This is a genomic window from Verrucomicrobiia bacterium, from assembly GCA_019694135.1.
Classification (GTDB): Bacteria; Verrucomicrobiota; Verrucomicrobiia; order JADLBR01; family JAIBCM01; genus JAIBCM01.
On the sequence record JAIBCM010000001.1, the window covers coordinates 393,164 to 408,463 of the forward strand.

A 15,300-nucleotide genomic window follows, 5' to 3' on the forward strand; every position below is an offset into this window, starting at 1 on the left:
ATCGCCCCTTAACAAAAAATAAAATTAAGGATAAAGCAACAAAGATCGCCGCGAATTCCGAAAGCGCTCGACCGCTGGCTCCCAAGATGTTACTAAAGAAGAAACATACCGTCCCGAAGACAGCCATTGTCGAACTACTGCCCCCCCCGTCACCTTATCAAACATCAACAATTTATCTGTTTTAACACGTTGGAATAAATTGCGACCCGACATCTTTTGCGCTACCGCCATCAAATAAGGCGCGATCTCCGTCAAATTTACTTCATCTAAATCGCGATAATTCAATTCAATTCCTTCCAACTTTTCACCACGCCATGTTCCTTGCGTGATGCGATACACAACGGGCTTAAAATAAACCCCTTTTAAATGCAAACGATTCATCGCATCCGCATAGCGATCCGCTTTCAACCAACCCGCACCCGCACGCGCAAACGGTGCATCACTTCCCACGCCATTATCCATCGTGCCCACTTCGCCTAACCACCCAGTCGCTACATAATGCAAAGCCGTAATCGCCTTAGGCACATTCGGCGAAGTCGGCACCCATTGCAACCCCGTTTCCTGCCATCGCATATCACGACGCCACCCGCGCATCGGCATCACCTTCAATCGACACGGCTTTCCCATCCATGCAGAACGATTAATCCATCGCGCCAACTCTCCACACGTCATTCCATAAACATAAGGAACTTCATACTGTCCCACAAACGAACGCACACTGGGATTTAACATTGGACCCTCCACACGATTACCACCTAAAGGGTTGGGCCGATCCAAAACTAAAAACTCAATTCCAGCTGCAGCCGCAGCCTGCATCGCCAACCCCATCGTGCTAATGTAAGTGTAACTCCGACATCCGATATCTTGAATATCAAACACTAAAACATCCAACCCTTGTAACATCGACGGAGTCGGCTTACGCGTCGGACCATACAACGAATAAATCGGCAAACCTGTTCGCGCATCACGTCGAGTTGACACATAATTACCCGCAGGCGCTTTGCCATCAATGCCATGCTCTGGCGCAAACAAAGCTTTCAACTTCAAATGAGGACAATGCCAAAACGCTTCCACCGTGGTGCGTCCACCACGGCTTTTGCCAGTTTGATTAGTGATCAAGCCAACTCGCTTTCCACGCAACATCTCAAAATTTTGCGCAATTAAAACATCCAAACCCGTAGCCACTTGAGCCTGACAAAACGACAAAATGCCGAATAAAAAAAAACCAGCTACCGAATAAAATTTAAATCTTTTAAAAATAAAGTTTTTCACGAATTTAAGTATTTAAGAAAAAATATTTACCTGAATTCTTTCGTAAATCCAAAGAAAAATTATTTTATTTTGGAGCAAAGAGTTTTGTTTTCTTGGGTAAAGTAACAATATTTTTTGGTGGAGCGCTTAAATTCTCCGAAACAAAACCCACACTTCTCTTCTTACCCAAGGTAATAATATCCATTTCACCATCACGATTTATATCCAACATCATGACCGGTTTTTGGCCCTTCGCTAAAACTCCTAACTCTTTTCTGGGCCTAAGCGTTGTGCCATCCAAAATTTGCTCGCCTATCTTTCTTCCTTTCGAGACAATTATTTTACCCTTCTGTATCGACAAAATTTTACCCTCGATTTTGCCATTCATAGGAATAAGGCCGGCAGCAAAAAGGTTTCTTTTCTCATTCGCCACAATAAAATAATCTCTCTTTTTTCGAATCAAAAGATCCTTTCGATCATCCCTCCCAACTAACGGTCCCGATGCAACATAACGATAATGTTTGGGAATATTATAATTTACCTCCCCAACAATAGTCGGCATTATAGGTGAACCCTCATTATCTAAAAGATAAAGCTTCAACTGATCTTTAGAGGTTTTGACCAATACATCGCTTACCCCTCCATCATTAAAATCCAGTACGCTTAACACCTTTACTTTTTTCGTCAATTTATCAGAAGCAATAAGATCCGGGATCTCACCCAATTCTAACTCCGATTTTACCGAAGCGTCATTATCTACCAAAATCAAAGGAATAAATCCTAAAGCCCTCTTGCCCTTACGCACCACCAAATCCGGGGTATAATTTTCTGTAAAATCACCTTCCGGGCTTCTATCCCGACCATATATGACATACGCTTCGCCAACATTTAATTTGCCATCTATCCCAGCACTGGGCGCACCAAAAATAAAATCTTCCACTCCATCCCCATTAAAATCGCCCGCAATATTCACCATGGCCCCAATACCATCGTCCTGTTGATAGCCATTGATGGTAAATCCGTCCTTGCCATCTAAACTGCCCAATTCCTGAACACTCGGAAATTCCTTTTTACTTCCATACACTACATACACCTGACCTACATTCGTTTTTCCATTGAGATCCACCCCTGGCGCACCCACGACAAAATCACTCAAACCATCCCCATCAATATCACCCGCTCGACTCACTGTTGTACCCGAATAACCTCCTGGTTTAAAACCATAAAGTTTAAAACCATCCGTTTGCATTAAATTACTTATTTTAAAAACACTCGGAAAAGTTTCTCTTCCATAAATAAAAATGCTTTTGCCCGTTGCAAAACCATCATTCACATTCGCACGAGGCGCCCCAATAATCATATCATCCAACCCATCCCCATTCATATCTCCAGCGCTACTGACTGAATCTCCCAACCTCACCCCAGCAATATCGCCATCAATTTTGAAACCATTTCCCCCATTTAAAGCATTTAAAGAAAAAGTGGCTCCTATCGAATCAGGCTGACCAAAAACCACATAACTTACTCCTTGCTGACCCAAAGCATAAGCTGCTCCTACCACAATATCATCCAGCCCGTCCCCATTTACATCCCCAGCGCTATTAACTGAATAGCCAAAATTATCTCCCGTATTAAGCCCCTCCATCTTAAACCCATTTTCACCATTTAAACTGCTTAACTCTATACTGGAACCAAAGCTTGCTTTCCCAAAAATAACGTAAGCCTGACCTGCAGCCATCTTAGCCGTTCTTGACCCAATGATAATATCATCAAACCCGTCTCCATTAAAATCTCCGACCCCCGCTACGCGCGCAGCGCTATCGTTACTCAAAATACCATTAATCTTAAACCCATTTTTCCCGTTCAATAAATTCAAATCAAAATTTTGCGCAATCGACTCTCGACTTCCAAAAATCACATAACATTGTCCCGCTGAAGACTTGCCATTAGGATCCGCACCTGGCGCTCCAATAATAATATCATCTAGCCCGTCTCCATTGACATCGCCCGCGCAAGCAAGATGAGTACCTAAAAAATCCAACCCATTCAGACCATCCACTACAAAACTCGTCTCCCCATTTGAAGTAGAAGATAATTTTTTACTCGTAACATTTTCACCACCAAACACCACATGCACCCGACCCGCCTGACTCTTGCCATTCACAATCGCAGTTGGCGCGCTAATCATAATATCATCGAAGCCATCCCCATTAAAATCTCCGGCGCCCGACACTGCTCTACCCGTAAAACTAAAACCATCCATTCCTTGAAAAAGCACATATCTCAAATATCCGCTCGGATTTGTAGGATTCGTCAACTCCCACGACCTCGGAAAATTTTCCTTAACAACCTGAGCTGCATTTAATAACGAAATTGAACCTAATAAACCTGTTCCAATAAAAGCTTTATGAGTAAAAAGATTTTTTTTCATTTCCATTTTATATTGACTACCTACCGACAGGGACAATTCCATCTTTTCCAACCATCAGCAATATTCATCAACATCCTTGAAAAATCAATAGCACCTAATATTAAATTTTTGAAATTCAATAGCCGTTAGGATGTGCCTGATGCCATTTCCAAGCCGATTCCACAATCGCTTGCGGTTTTACAAACTCCGGCTTCCAACCCAACTCCTTCATCAAACGCTGCGCTGAAGCTACCAATCGCGGCGGATCCCCAGCTCGCGCCTCCTTCACTACCGTCGGAATCGCATGACCCGTCACCCGCCGCGCAATATCAATCAACTGCAACACCGAATACCCTTCACCCGTGCCCACATTATAACTTGCACTTTCCTTGCGTTGCAACGCTAACCCATGAGCCCGCGCCAAATCTCGCACATGAATATAATCCCGAATGCACGTTCCATCCGGCGTGAGATGCTTATCTCCAAATACCTCCACACACTCCTTCTGCTCCAAAGCCACCTTTAAAATATTCGGAATCAAATGCGTCTCCACCCGATGATCCTCCCCAAACTTTTCACTCGCACCCGCCGCATTGAAATAACGCAAATTCACATGCTTCAACCCATGAATTTTTTCATACCACTGCAAAACTTGCTCAAACATCAACTTCGATTGCCCATAAGGATTAATCGGTCGTTGCGGTGTCCGCTCATCCATCGGAATTTTTTCTGGCAATCCATACGTCGCACAAGTCGAAGAAAAAATAAAAAGCGAAACATCTCCAGCCACTGCCGCATCCAACAAATTTAACCCATTCGCCACATTATTACGAAAATATTTCGAAGGATTCACCATCGATTCCCCTACCAAAGCGCTTGCCGCAAAATGCATAATCGCATGAGGACCAAACTCCTTAACCGTTTTCTTCAACGCCTCACGATCTCCCAAATCACCCTCAACCCATTTCGCTCGAGAATCTACCGCTTCGCGATGTCCCTCCGATAAATTATCCCAAACGCATACCTCATGCCCTTCATCCAAAAGATGCTCCACACAAACACTCCCAATATAACCCGCACCTCCCGTCACAAACACTTTCATAACAACCTCTCCTAAATCCCTACTTTTCCTTCAACAACTCTTCCGTCTCTTCGCGAACCGCCTTATAAGTCGTCACCGGCTCAAAACGTTTCGCAATCTTCCCGTCCTTTCCAAAAATAATAACCCGCAACTCCCGCTGATTCGGAGGCCATCCCAACTCCTCACAAACTTCTCCCCTAAAATCCGCCACTGCCCCGATCTCATCGCGCGGATCTCCTTGATTCGTATTCTTCAAATAAAAGGGCCTTACCCGTTCCGCCTCCTGATCCAAATCCCGTTGCATCCGACGAATGGTATACCCCTTCGACCAATTCGCCATACTTCCTCGCAAATCCACTAGCACCAAACAACGAAAATCTTTTCTTCCCTGAAAACAGTCTAAAGTCTTACCACATTTTCTTGCTTCGTCCGCCGTCCTTGCATTATTTCCGATCACCACCATCACTCGACCCGGTTGATTCAGCACCCATGTCCTTCCATCCGCATCCACAGCTTTAATCAAACCCTTCGCTTGCCCTACAACAGCAAACAGAGCAAAAAATAAACTCAACACCCAATAACTAAATCGTTTCAAGCACAACTCCTTTCAAATATTCCGTTTCCGGCATTCCCAACAATACAGGATGATCCGATCCTTGAAAATGTCTTTCCTTAATTAACACACTGCGCTTCACATCACCAGCCGCTTCTCGAATCATCGCCTCAAACCCCTCCAAAGAAACATGATGCGAACAACAATAAGTCGCCAAATACCCTCCCACCTCCAAAAGCTGAAAAGCGCGCACATGAATTTCTTTATAACCTTTCATCGCCTCAGCAATACGCCCACGCGTTCGTGTAAAAGACGGCGGATCCAAAATAATCAAATCATAACGCCGCTTCCCGGCCACCGCCTGCCGCAACCAATCGAAAACATTCGCCTCATGCCACCCAAGAACAACCCTATTTAATTCACTATTCTTTTTTCCTTCGTGCACCGCTTCTGCAGAAGAATCCACCGCCTCTACCGATTTCGCACCCGCCCATGCGCAATGCAACCCAAATCCGCCCACATTCGAAAAACAATCCAAAACTCGACGCCCATTCGCCACCCTTGCCACCTTCCTATAATTTTCCACCTGATCCAAATAAGCTCCCGTCTTCTGCCCTTTTAACAAATCCAACTCCAACTTCACCTCACCGACTTGATGACAACTGGTTCCGCGATAACTTCCCTTCACCACCTCCACACGCCGTTTCAAACCCTCTTTTTCCCTAACCGAAGCATCACTTCGCTCAATTAAAACCTGCGGCTGTAAAACGTTTGCCAAACATTTCACAATCTCCTCTCGCCACGCTTCCATCGCAGCGTGCAAAATTTGAAAAACCACTACCTCCCCATAACGATCCACTACCAAACCCGGCAACCCATCCGCCTCTGACCACACCACGCGACAACACTCGCAAGCGCCTCGACGCTTAACCGCCACCTCCAAGCGCGCTTGCAACAACGCCTCATCAAAAACCATTTCTTTGCGCGAAAACAGTCGCACCCGAATTTCTGATTGCGGACTCAACAGCCCACTCCCCACCAAACGCCCCCAGCCGTCCTTCACCACCACACTCTCACGAGGCAACAATTCCCCCTTAACTCGCGCCACCTCACTCGCATAAATCCACGGATGCCCCATCAAATAACGATGCGTGCCCGATTTTTTTAATTCAACGATCGTCCTCATTTTGCTACCTCTTTAGCCTAATTGCTATGACCAACACAATCTTCAACTCATTCCGTCGCCCGCGACGCCTTCGCCACCACGCCTCAGTTCGCGACATTATTCAAGAAACTCACCTACGCGTTGAAGATTTCATCGCTCCACTTTTTGTTAAAGAAATCGAAAAACCCGAACCCGTAACTTCCATGCCAGACGTTTTCCGTTTCAATCCCGATGACCTGATCAAAGAATGCGCTTCTCTCCACCAACTCGGCATTCGTGCCGTCGCCCTTTTCCCCTGCCTACCCCTCACACAAAAAGATCCACAAGGCTCGAAAGCATTGGATCCCGAAGGACTGCTTTTAAAAACCGTTCGAAAAATAAAAAAAGAATTACCTCAACTCCTCATCATTACAGACGTCGCTCTTGATCCCTACACCAATCACGGTCACGATGGCGTTCTCGAGGCCGATGGCCAAGACGTCGATAACGACATAACCGTTGAAAAACTTACTAAAATGGCTGTTTTACAAGCCGAAGCCGGTGTCGATTTCGTAGCGCCATCCGACATGATGGACGGTCGCGTCCAAGCCATTCGCCAAGCTCTCGATCAAAAAGGGTTTTTCAAAACCGGCATCCTCGCCTACTCCATTAAATTCGCCTCCGCTTTCTACGGTCCCTTTCGCGACGCCGTCGGCAGCAAACAGGCTGCTGGCACCGCCTCACTCGATAAACGCACCTATCAACTCAACCCTGCCAACACCCGCGAAGCTCTGCTTGAAGGAGAACTCGACGAACAAGAAGGTGCCGATATCCTCATGGTCAAACCCGCAGGCCCCTACCTCGATCTCATCGCTAAATTGCGCGAAAAAACTTTTTTACCCATCGCCGCCTATCAAGTTTCCGGCGAATATGCCCAACTTCACGCTGCCGCCCAACAAGGCTGGCTCGATTTAGAAAAAACGCGTCACGAATCTCTTCTTGCCATCAAACGTGCTGGCGCCGATATGATCTTCACCTATTTTGCCAAAGACATGGCAAAAATCTTACAAAAAAAGTAAATCCATAAATTTTTCGCTTCATTCGCGGGCAAAAAATTTTAAGAAACCTGTTGCAGCGATGAAGAAGAAGCAACGACAGGCGTTGGAGCAACATCCTGTTCTAATTGCTGACAAACCTGTTTTACCGAAACTTGATGCTTTTTCGAAAAACGAAACTTACCAAAAACCCCAGCTGTTTCTTGGTAAAAAACCAGTTCATCGTAAAGAAATCCCTCCCGATTTTCCACTTTGAAAACATCCGACGTCACCAAAGACGTAATCACACGAAACGACTTTTTCCCCACAAAATAAATCCGATTTCTAGCGCTTGTCTTCACCAAATAACCTCTGACATGACCTCCCACACCTTTTAATTTTCCCGTGAGACAAGGTAAAGACCACTCCACCTTTTCCTCCACACCAAACAATCGCCTCAACGCAATATCAAACTCATGGGGCAAATAAGTTTTCAATTCCGATTGCCTTGATCCATTCACATTTAACTTACCCAAAACAAAAATCCAATACGCTTTAGCCATGCGAAAAATGCGAGGCGCCAAAAACACAAAAATAATGGCAAAAATAATAACCGCCCCCATTGCATAGAGCGGATAACGCACGGTTAAAATCGATCCCACCACCACAATCACATCTTCAAAAACACTCGTCACAACATTAGAAACCGGTTCAGGCGAACTGTTAATTAGCAATCGCGTTCCCGACTTCGTCAAATGCGTCGTCGTCGCCGCGCCACCAGCCAATAACGCTCCCAAAACCTCAACGGAAGGATGCGTTTGACCTAAAACAGTTATCGAAACAAACATCGCTCCCACCGGACGGATGATGGTATGAATTGCGTCCCACAGCGAATCAACCCAAGGCACTTTATCAGCAAAAAATTCTAAAAGATAAAAAACCAGCGCCAACGTCCAAATCCATGGTTCTGCCAACGCTTCCAATGGTTCCAATCCCGGTTGCAAAATCAACCACCCCATATTCAACGAAAAGCCCACCACAAAAACCGTTAAATAAAGACTAATACCTGATAAAGCGCCCAAGCCCATTGTAGCCCCTAGTAGTTCGAGCGTTTCCATATCTTATATTCAAGCAGTAAATTGAAAAAATACAAATCAATGCTTGTTTACCCTTCCCGCTCGCTCATTGCAATTTGTGTTCGCAAAATATCGTGAAGTGTGAGCACAGCAAGTGGCATACCTTCGGGTTTATCCGTGAGCACCACGATTCCTGCAACCGACTCAATGAGCACATTTTGACATTCACGAATGGTTTGCTTCGGTCGAATGGTGCTCGCTGGCAATAATTGTGCGGGACGATTTTCTGCTCGAGCTTCGTCGATTTCTGTCCGCGCTAAAATTCCTTTTAACTTGCCATTTTCCACAACCGGAAAATATCGATAAGGCGCACGCCGAAGCAGTTCTGCCAATTCTTTTTCTTCCAACCGCTCCACCGTTACAGGATCAAAATTAGCAATGGCCGATGCGGGAAGATTTTGCCAACTTTGCAAATCGCGTGGCGGAATAATATGTTCCATGGCATGACCGTCTTGGAGCAAAACCTCTTCGTAAAAATTGGTGTGATTAAGCGAACGAGCAACCGCTTGGCTCACCAACCCCGCAAGCATTAAACCTGGAATGAGCGCAAATTGATGCGTCATCTCAAAAATAATCAAAATCGCTGTCACGGGCGCCTGCACCACGGCACCTAAGCAAGCGCTCATTCCACCCACTATTAACAGCAATTTACCGGAATCGGTTAAATCAAAAAAATATGAGCTTAAACCCGCAATCACCACACCACACATGCCACCAAAAAAAAGATTCGGCGAAAAAATTCCACCACATCCTCCCAAGCCATAACAGATAATGGTAGACGCCAATTTTGCCACACACAAAACCGCAGCAACTTGCCATACAACACGATGATTCAGAGCCGCCGATAAATCTTCATATCCCAAACTAAACACTCCTAACCGACCCGTTGTGTAAAATACCGCCACTCCGATGCCCCAAGTGATGATTCCCCCGATAAACGGATGCAACATCCTTGGAACAACATGAAGTTTTTTAGTCGCCATTCGCAATTGCAAACACCACCGTTGAAAAAAAACTCCCACCAATGCGGCTACGGCTGCAACCACAGGAATCAACAAATAAGCGCGCCAAGTCGGCTCACCAATTCGAGGTAACTCAAAAGCCGGTTGAGGTCCAACAAAAGCGTGCACCACAAAAGCGCCAATTACCGCCGCTAACAACACCGCCCCGAGAAAACGGCTATTAAGATCTTCCAAAATTTCCTCCAGCACAAATGCCACACCAGCCAACGGCGCATTAAAAGCGGCCGCAAGACCCGCCGCGGCACCGGCAGCAGCTGCAGCGCGCTTATTTTGTTTCGCGAACCCCAGCCATCCTGCCACGGTCGATGCCAAACTACCTCCAATTTGCACACTCGGCCCTTCGCGCCCCAAACTTTGCCCGCCTCCAATACTCAAAGCTCCGGCAACAAATTTCACCCAAGCAACGCGTCGCGGTGTATGACCAAACTCTTTCCAAAATGCTAGCTTTAGTTGCGGAATCCCACTGCCTGCCGCCTCCGGACAAAAGCTGCTCAATAACCATCCTGAAATTAATGAACCCATAGAAATAACACCAAGACTGATCCAAAGAAAATGCGGCGAATGACTCGTCCTAATAAAGCCAAATTGATAAATCCAGTTAATAACCAGTTGGAAGCCGACAGCTCCCAAACTTGCAACCAACCCAAAAAGACAAATCCCAAAAATGCCACGCCATCGCTGCGGAATTTTTTGAAATTGCGATATTAGCCAACGCATAAATTTCATCCTCTCAAATTCGTCGCAGTAAAACCATAATTTTTTATCATTCACCGTTTTTTGGTGATTGTGTTAAAAGAAAAACGTGGAAAAACAGTTCGACGCCTTTTTAGAGTTTTCGCCCGTTTCGCGAGCGTCTCTTGAACTTTTTCCAGAATGGCGCGAATGGATTTTATCGCAAACTCATTCCTCTTCAACGCGCACTTCATCTGTTTTACAACGCGAAGCCAAAACTTTGTTGCAACCTTTCTCATCATCAAACCAAAAGTTAGATGCTTTGCGTCGCATGAAACGACGCGAAATGGTTCTCATCGGGTTTCAAGATTGGACCAGCACCGTTCCCCTGCAAGCGAGCATGGCGCACTTGTCGGCCTTAGCCGATTTATGCATTCAAACGACAGCCGAAATTGCCCATCAGGAAATGCGAGAAAAAGGAGACATTCCTGAGACCGATTTTCTAATTCTCGGCTTAGGCAAACTGGGCGGCAATGAACTTAACTATTCTTCCGATGTGGATTTAATCTTATTTTATGGCCAAGAAGGTCAACTCTCCCCACGCCTCACTTACCACGAATGGTTCGAGCGTTGGGGTCGACTTTTTGCCAATCATTTCACTCAGCGAACTAAAGAAGGCAACTTATTTCGATTGGATTTGCGATTGCGGCCCGAAGGCGATTCGGGACCATTAACCCGTTCTTTGGATAGCGCAGAAAATTATTATGCCGCCTTTGGTGAAACGTGGGAACGTTTAGCGCTCATGAAAGCGCGTCGCGTCGCAGGCAGTGCAGAATTGACTTACGAATTGCAAATGATGCTGCAATCGTTCTGTTATCCCAAAAATCCAAGTTCCGATGTGGTGCAATCCATAGCACATTTAAAACAGCGCATGGAAACAGAATTGCTCGATTACGAAACACGCGAAAGCGATTTAAAACGAGGTGTCGGTGGCATTCGCGAAATTGAGTTTATTGTGCAGGTTTATCAATTACTCCATGGCGGGCGTCACACTTTTTTACAGGAAACCAGCACGTTAAAATGCTTGGAAAAACTCAATCAAACTAGTCTGATGTCTCGTTCTGCGGTTAATGAACTGCGAGAGGCTTATCTTTTCTTCCGACGTTTAGAGCATCGCATCCAAATGCGAGAAGAAGCACAGACCCATCTCATTCCTTCCAATCGCGATTTGAGAACAAAAATTGCAAAAAGTTTAGGCTTTTCTTCATTGGAAAATTTCGATGAATTGTGCGCTCAATATCGCAAGCGGGTTAGAGGATGGTTTGATCAACTCATCGAAGATTCTGAAGCTGACAAAACTGCAAAAAATGAAATCGCCTGGCCTCCGCTTTCGCCGGATGCGCAACGAACTTTGCAAGAGCTGCAAGAGGGTTCAAACTTTCTCAATGTCGCCCCGCGCACCAAACAGCTTTTCCGACAATTAGAATCCCAACTTGCTAAACAGCTCAGTGGTTTAGTCGCCCCGAGCGATGTTTTGATAGGTTTAGAACGGTTTATTGAACGCTACGGTTCGCGCGGACAATTGTATGAAACCTGGCTCTCCAACCCCAAAGTGTTGGAACTTTTATTGTGTTTGTTTGATTCGAGTCGATGGTTTCGCGATCTTTTGGTCAATCATCCCGATTGGCTAGAGATGGTTTGTCGAGAAGGCGAAATTGACTCAGTTTGGGGCCGAAACGATTATGAAAAACAAACAGCTTTCTTGGATAATTTAGAATCTCTTCGTCTGTGGCGTTGGGAACAAGGACTTCGCATTGCGATTCAAGATGCCTTGAAACTGATCACTCCCGTTCAGGTTGAGACTCAACATAGCGCACTGGCAGAAAGTTGTGTGCACTGGTTAAGCAAAAATTCTTCATTGATCATTATCGCAGCAGGAAAATTTGGCGGAAAAGAATTAAGTTATGGTAGCGATCTGGATCTAGTTTTTCTGGAGGGCAATCCTCAAGAAGCCAGTCAATTATTAAACGTACTCGTCCAAGCCACACCTCAAGGTCATCTTTATCATGCCGATGCTCGACTTCGACCTGAAGGCGAAGCCGGTGCATTAACTTTGCCTATTGAACAAGCCATTTCCTATTACCAAAATCGCGCGCAGACGTGGGAATTTTTAGCCTTCACCAAATTTCGGCCCATTTTTGGCGACACCAAAAAAATGGAAGCCTTCATCACGCCGGTCACTGAACTTTGGCGCAAACGCGGTCAGCAAAAAAGTTGTATTGATGATATTCTCAACATCAAACAACGCGTCGAAACACAACGCGCCCATGGCACTCCTGACGATCGATTAATCAAAACAGGGCAAGGCGGATTAATGGACATCGAATTTGTCACACAAACTTGGCAAATGCGACGAGGTTTTCTTGAGCCTTCTACGCGAATCGCTTTGGAAGGGATGAAACAAGAATTTCATCAAGAAGCAGAATTTTTTTTAAAAGGTTATACGCTCTTGCGCCAAATCGAATCCTCATTAAGAAAATGGGAATTTACCGCTAGCGCTCAACTGCCCGCCGATGAAAAAGAGTTGGAATCTTTAGCGCAACGAGCTGGGTTCACTTCTCAGAGTCAAATGAGTCATCAGTTACAGGAGATCCGCCCATTGATCCGAGCCAGCTTTGATCGCGTAATGCAGCAGCTGCGGCATTAACTTCCGCTTCTTTTTTGCTGTGACCGTGGCCACAACCAATTTCCCGACCTCGCCATTTCAATGACACGGTGTAATCGCGACGATGATCCGGACCTTGAGCGCTTGTCAATTCATAATAGGGCGTTTCCAACCCTTGCGATTGCAAAATTTCTTGCAGTTGACCTTTAGGATTTTCCGGAGCTACGCGCTGACTGTAATTTTGCCAAAATGGTTTTAAAATTCTTTCGCCAAACTCTGCTGTGGCTAACCAACCGCCATCTAGATAAAGCGCCCCCAAAATTGCTTCCATGGCATCGGTCAAATTCGAAAGCCTCTCACGTCCACCATCCGCTTCTTCACCTTTGCCAAGAAGCAACGCATAACCCACATCAAGATGACGCGCCAATTCGCAAATCGCATGACGATTAACCAGGTGAGCGCGCTGCTGAGTGAGAACACCTTCTTTCCCTTCGGGATAAGCATGAAATAAAAATTCAGAAGCCAGTAACTGTAACACGGCATCACCCAAATATTCCAGCCGCTGATTATCTTGCTGGGCCATGCGTTTTTCATGAAGCACCGAAGAATGAGTTAGTGCCTCCTGAAGCAAGGCAGGATCGCGAAAATGGTAGCCAATTTTTTCTTCCAATAATTCCATCTTTATCTTTTTTTACTTTTTCTTACCTGAACGCGGATGAAAATGCCAGTGCGCGCTTTTGAGCGCCGCATCATTGACATGGGTATAAATTTGAGTTGTGGCAATATCAGCATGACCCAACATTTCTTGAATCGCACGAAGATCCGCACCATTTTGCAACAAATGCGTAGCAAACGAATGGCGCAAAGCGTGAGGATAAACACGTTTTTGAATGCCTGCTCTTTGGGCCTGGGCTTGAACGATCTCCCAAATGCGCGTAATGGTCAGCTTACGCCCATGTTGTCCTAAAAAAATTTCTCCACCCGTGTGAATTTTTATCAACTGGGGACGACTTTTTTGCAAGTAATCGTTCAGTGCATGAATGGCAACTTTTCCCATCGGAACTAAACGCTCTTTATTCCCTTTACCGATTACGCGTAAATAACCTTTTTCCAAATCCACATTTTCTAGTCGCGCGTTGACCAGTTCCGAAACACGCACCCCGCAACTATATAAAAGTTCACAAATCGCACGATTTCGCAAACTCAAAACATCGTTTCCAAAAGGCGCTTGCAAAAGCTGATCTATTTCTATTTGCGATAAAGTTTCGGGCAAACGTCGATCCAGTTTCGGCAATTCTAGAAATTCTGCGGGATTCTCTCTTCCTTTTTCTTGCTCTGACCACCATCGAAAAAAATTTCGTAATGCTATAGTTAAAATTTTCAACCCTGCAGGTCGTCGACCCCCGCGTTTTTCTATCGTTAAAAAATCGCGCAACTGTTCAGGTCGAATCGCTTCAAGTGAGGAAACCTCCAAAGCACCAAAAAATTTTCTGAGCGCGCGTTGATTCATTAAACGGTAATTCGTCGATACTCCTTTTTCAACAGTCAAATAATTGAGATAATTCTCAATTTGTTTAGTCAATAAACCGTGATATACCTCGATCGAAACCATAACTCAGCCTTGATTTTATCAAGACTGAGTCAAAAACCAAACTTATTAAATGATGTCAGTATTTCACCGAGCAGCCATAAGGTTGAGTATTGGCTGTTTCCACAGATTTGTTAGTAAGCGCAGCGTCCAAAGCGTCCGCGACATAATTTTTTGCTTTGGAATCATAAGAAGTGTCAGGGTCATTATCAATGGCACCAGCATAAACGAGAATCCCTGCGGTATTAATCACAAACATGTGAGGCGTAGTTTTGGCACCATAAAGCTTTCCAACATGACCGTCCGAATCAAGCAATAGCTTTGTAGCTTTGGCCTTTTGTTTTTTTGTCAATTCCATGGCTTCTTCCATATCTTTTAAATAACCTTGTTTCCCAGGCGCTGAAGAATTAATTCGCAACCAAATCACACCTTTATCGGTATATTTTTTTTGCAAATCTTGCATATGACCGCCGTCATAATATTTTTTAACAAAAGGGCACTCCGGGTTAGTCCATTCCAGCACCACAGTCTTACCTTTATAGTCGGACAATTTGACTTCTTCACCGCAACAATCTTTAACAGAAAATTCTGGAGCGCTTTTGCCCACTTCTACAGCTTGTAAACTAGAGACAAGCGATAGCATAACGATTAACGATAAAATTTTTTTCATGAACTTATTCCTTTCTTTAAAATATAAAACTTGGATGAGGGCTGTAATCATTTTATTCAATTAAATCCTTTCTT

Annotated in this window: 12 protein-coding genes; 2 read left to right on the top strand and 10 right to left on the bottom strand. The window is 45.0% G+C overall.

Translation table 11 applies throughout. From position 1 onward, the window contains the following. Nucleotides 1-24: 24 nt before the first annotated feature. The 5 genes from K1X66_01910 to K1X66_01930 form a co-directional block, all read right to left on the bottom strand. Complete coding sequence (locus tag K1X66_01910) at nt 25-1,272, bottom strand: DUF1343 domain-containing protein (GenBank protein MBX7157130.1); 1,248 nt, start codon at nt 1,270-1,272, stop codon at nt 25-27. Nucleotides 1,273-1,336: 64 nt separating this feature from the next. Continuing rightward, nucleotides 1,337-3,724: an integrin alpha gene (locus tag K1X66_01915; protein MBX7157131.1), complete on the bottom strand. Its 2,388-nt coding sequence runs from the start codon at nt 3,722-3,724 to the stop codon at nt 1,337-1,339. A 73-nt stretch (nt 3,725-3,797) separates the two neighbouring features. Then, on the bottom strand, nt 3,798-4,763 hold the full coding sequence (gene galE, locus K1X66_01920; protein ID MBX7157132.1) for a UDP-glucose 4-epimerase GalE: 966 nt from the start codon (nt 4,761-4,763) through the stop codon (nt 3,798-3,800). A gap of 19 nt (nt 4,764-4,782) precedes the next feature. After that, nucleotides 4,783-5,337: a hypothetical protein gene (locus K1X66_01925; protein ID MBX7157133.1), complete on the bottom strand. Its 555-nt coding sequence runs from the start codon at nt 5,335-5,337 to the stop codon at nt 4,783-4,785. After that, nucleotides 5,324-6,481: a class I SAM-dependent rRNA methyltransferase gene (locus K1X66_01930; protein ID MBX7157134.1), complete on the bottom strand. Its 1,158-nt coding sequence runs from the start codon at nt 6,479-6,481 to the stop codon at nt 5,324-5,326. Before K1X66_01930 ends, K1X66_01925 begins: the two co-directional genes overlap by 14 nt. Nucleotides 6,482-6,507: 26 nt before the next feature. Between K1X66_01930 and hemB the strand changes: the two genes are divergently transcribed. Further along, the gene (hemB, locus tag K1X66_01935) at nt 6,508-7,518 is read left to right on the top strand and encodes a porphobilinogen synthase (GenBank protein ID MBX7157135.1); all 1,011 of its coding nucleotides are present in this window, start codon (nt 6,508-6,510) and stop codon (nt 7,516-7,518) included. Nucleotides 7,519-7,556: 38 nt separating this feature from the next. Here the strand turns inward: hemB and K1X66_01940 are convergent, their stop codons facing one another. Next, nucleotides 7,557-8,591 carry a DUF4126 domain-containing protein gene (locus K1X66_01940; GenBank protein MBX7157136.1) on the bottom strand — a complete coding sequence of 345 codons (1,035 nt, stop codon included), beginning with the start codon at nt 8,589-8,591 and terminating at the stop codon, nt 7,557-7,559. 47 nt (nt 8,592-8,638) lie between these two features. Beyond that, the gene (locus K1X66_01945) at nt 8,639-10,348 is read right to left on the bottom strand and encodes a chloride channel protein (protein ID MBX7157137.1); all 1,710 of its coding nucleotides are present in this window, start codon (nt 10,346-10,348) and stop codon (nt 8,639-8,641) included. 85 nt (nt 10,349-10,433) lie between these two features. On the opposite strand from K1X66_01945, the gene K1X66_01950 reads away from it, so the two are divergent. After that, nucleotides 10,434-13,010: a hypothetical protein gene (locus K1X66_01950; GenBank protein MBX7157138.1), complete on the top strand. Its 2,577-nt coding sequence runs from the start codon at nt 10,434-10,436 to the stop codon at nt 13,008-13,010. Here the strand turns inward: K1X66_01950 and rnc are convergent. The 3 genes from rnc to K1X66_01965 are packed head-to-tail and all read right to left on the bottom strand — an operon-like array spanning nt 12,916 to nt 15,226. Next, a complete protein-coding gene (gene rnc, locus K1X66_01955; protein ID MBX7157139.1) occupies nt 12,916-13,647 on the bottom strand; it encodes a ribonuclease III in 732 nt (243 codons plus the stop codon). The genes K1X66_01950 and rnc overlap by 95 nt on opposite strands. Before the next feature lie 12 nt (nt 13,648-13,659). Then, entirely contained in the window at nt 13,660-14,580 is a 921-nt protein-coding gene (locus tag K1X66_01960; GenBank protein ID MBX7157140.1) for a tyrosine recombinase, read from the bottom strand. A gap of 55 nt (nt 14,581-14,635) precedes the next feature. Then, nucleotides 14,636-15,226, bottom strand: a complete 591-nt coding sequence (locus tag K1X66_01965) for a redoxin domain-containing protein (protein ID MBX7157141.1) — start codon at nt 15,224-15,226, stop codon at nt 14,636-14,638. Nucleotides 15,227-15,300: the final 74 nt, after the last annotated feature.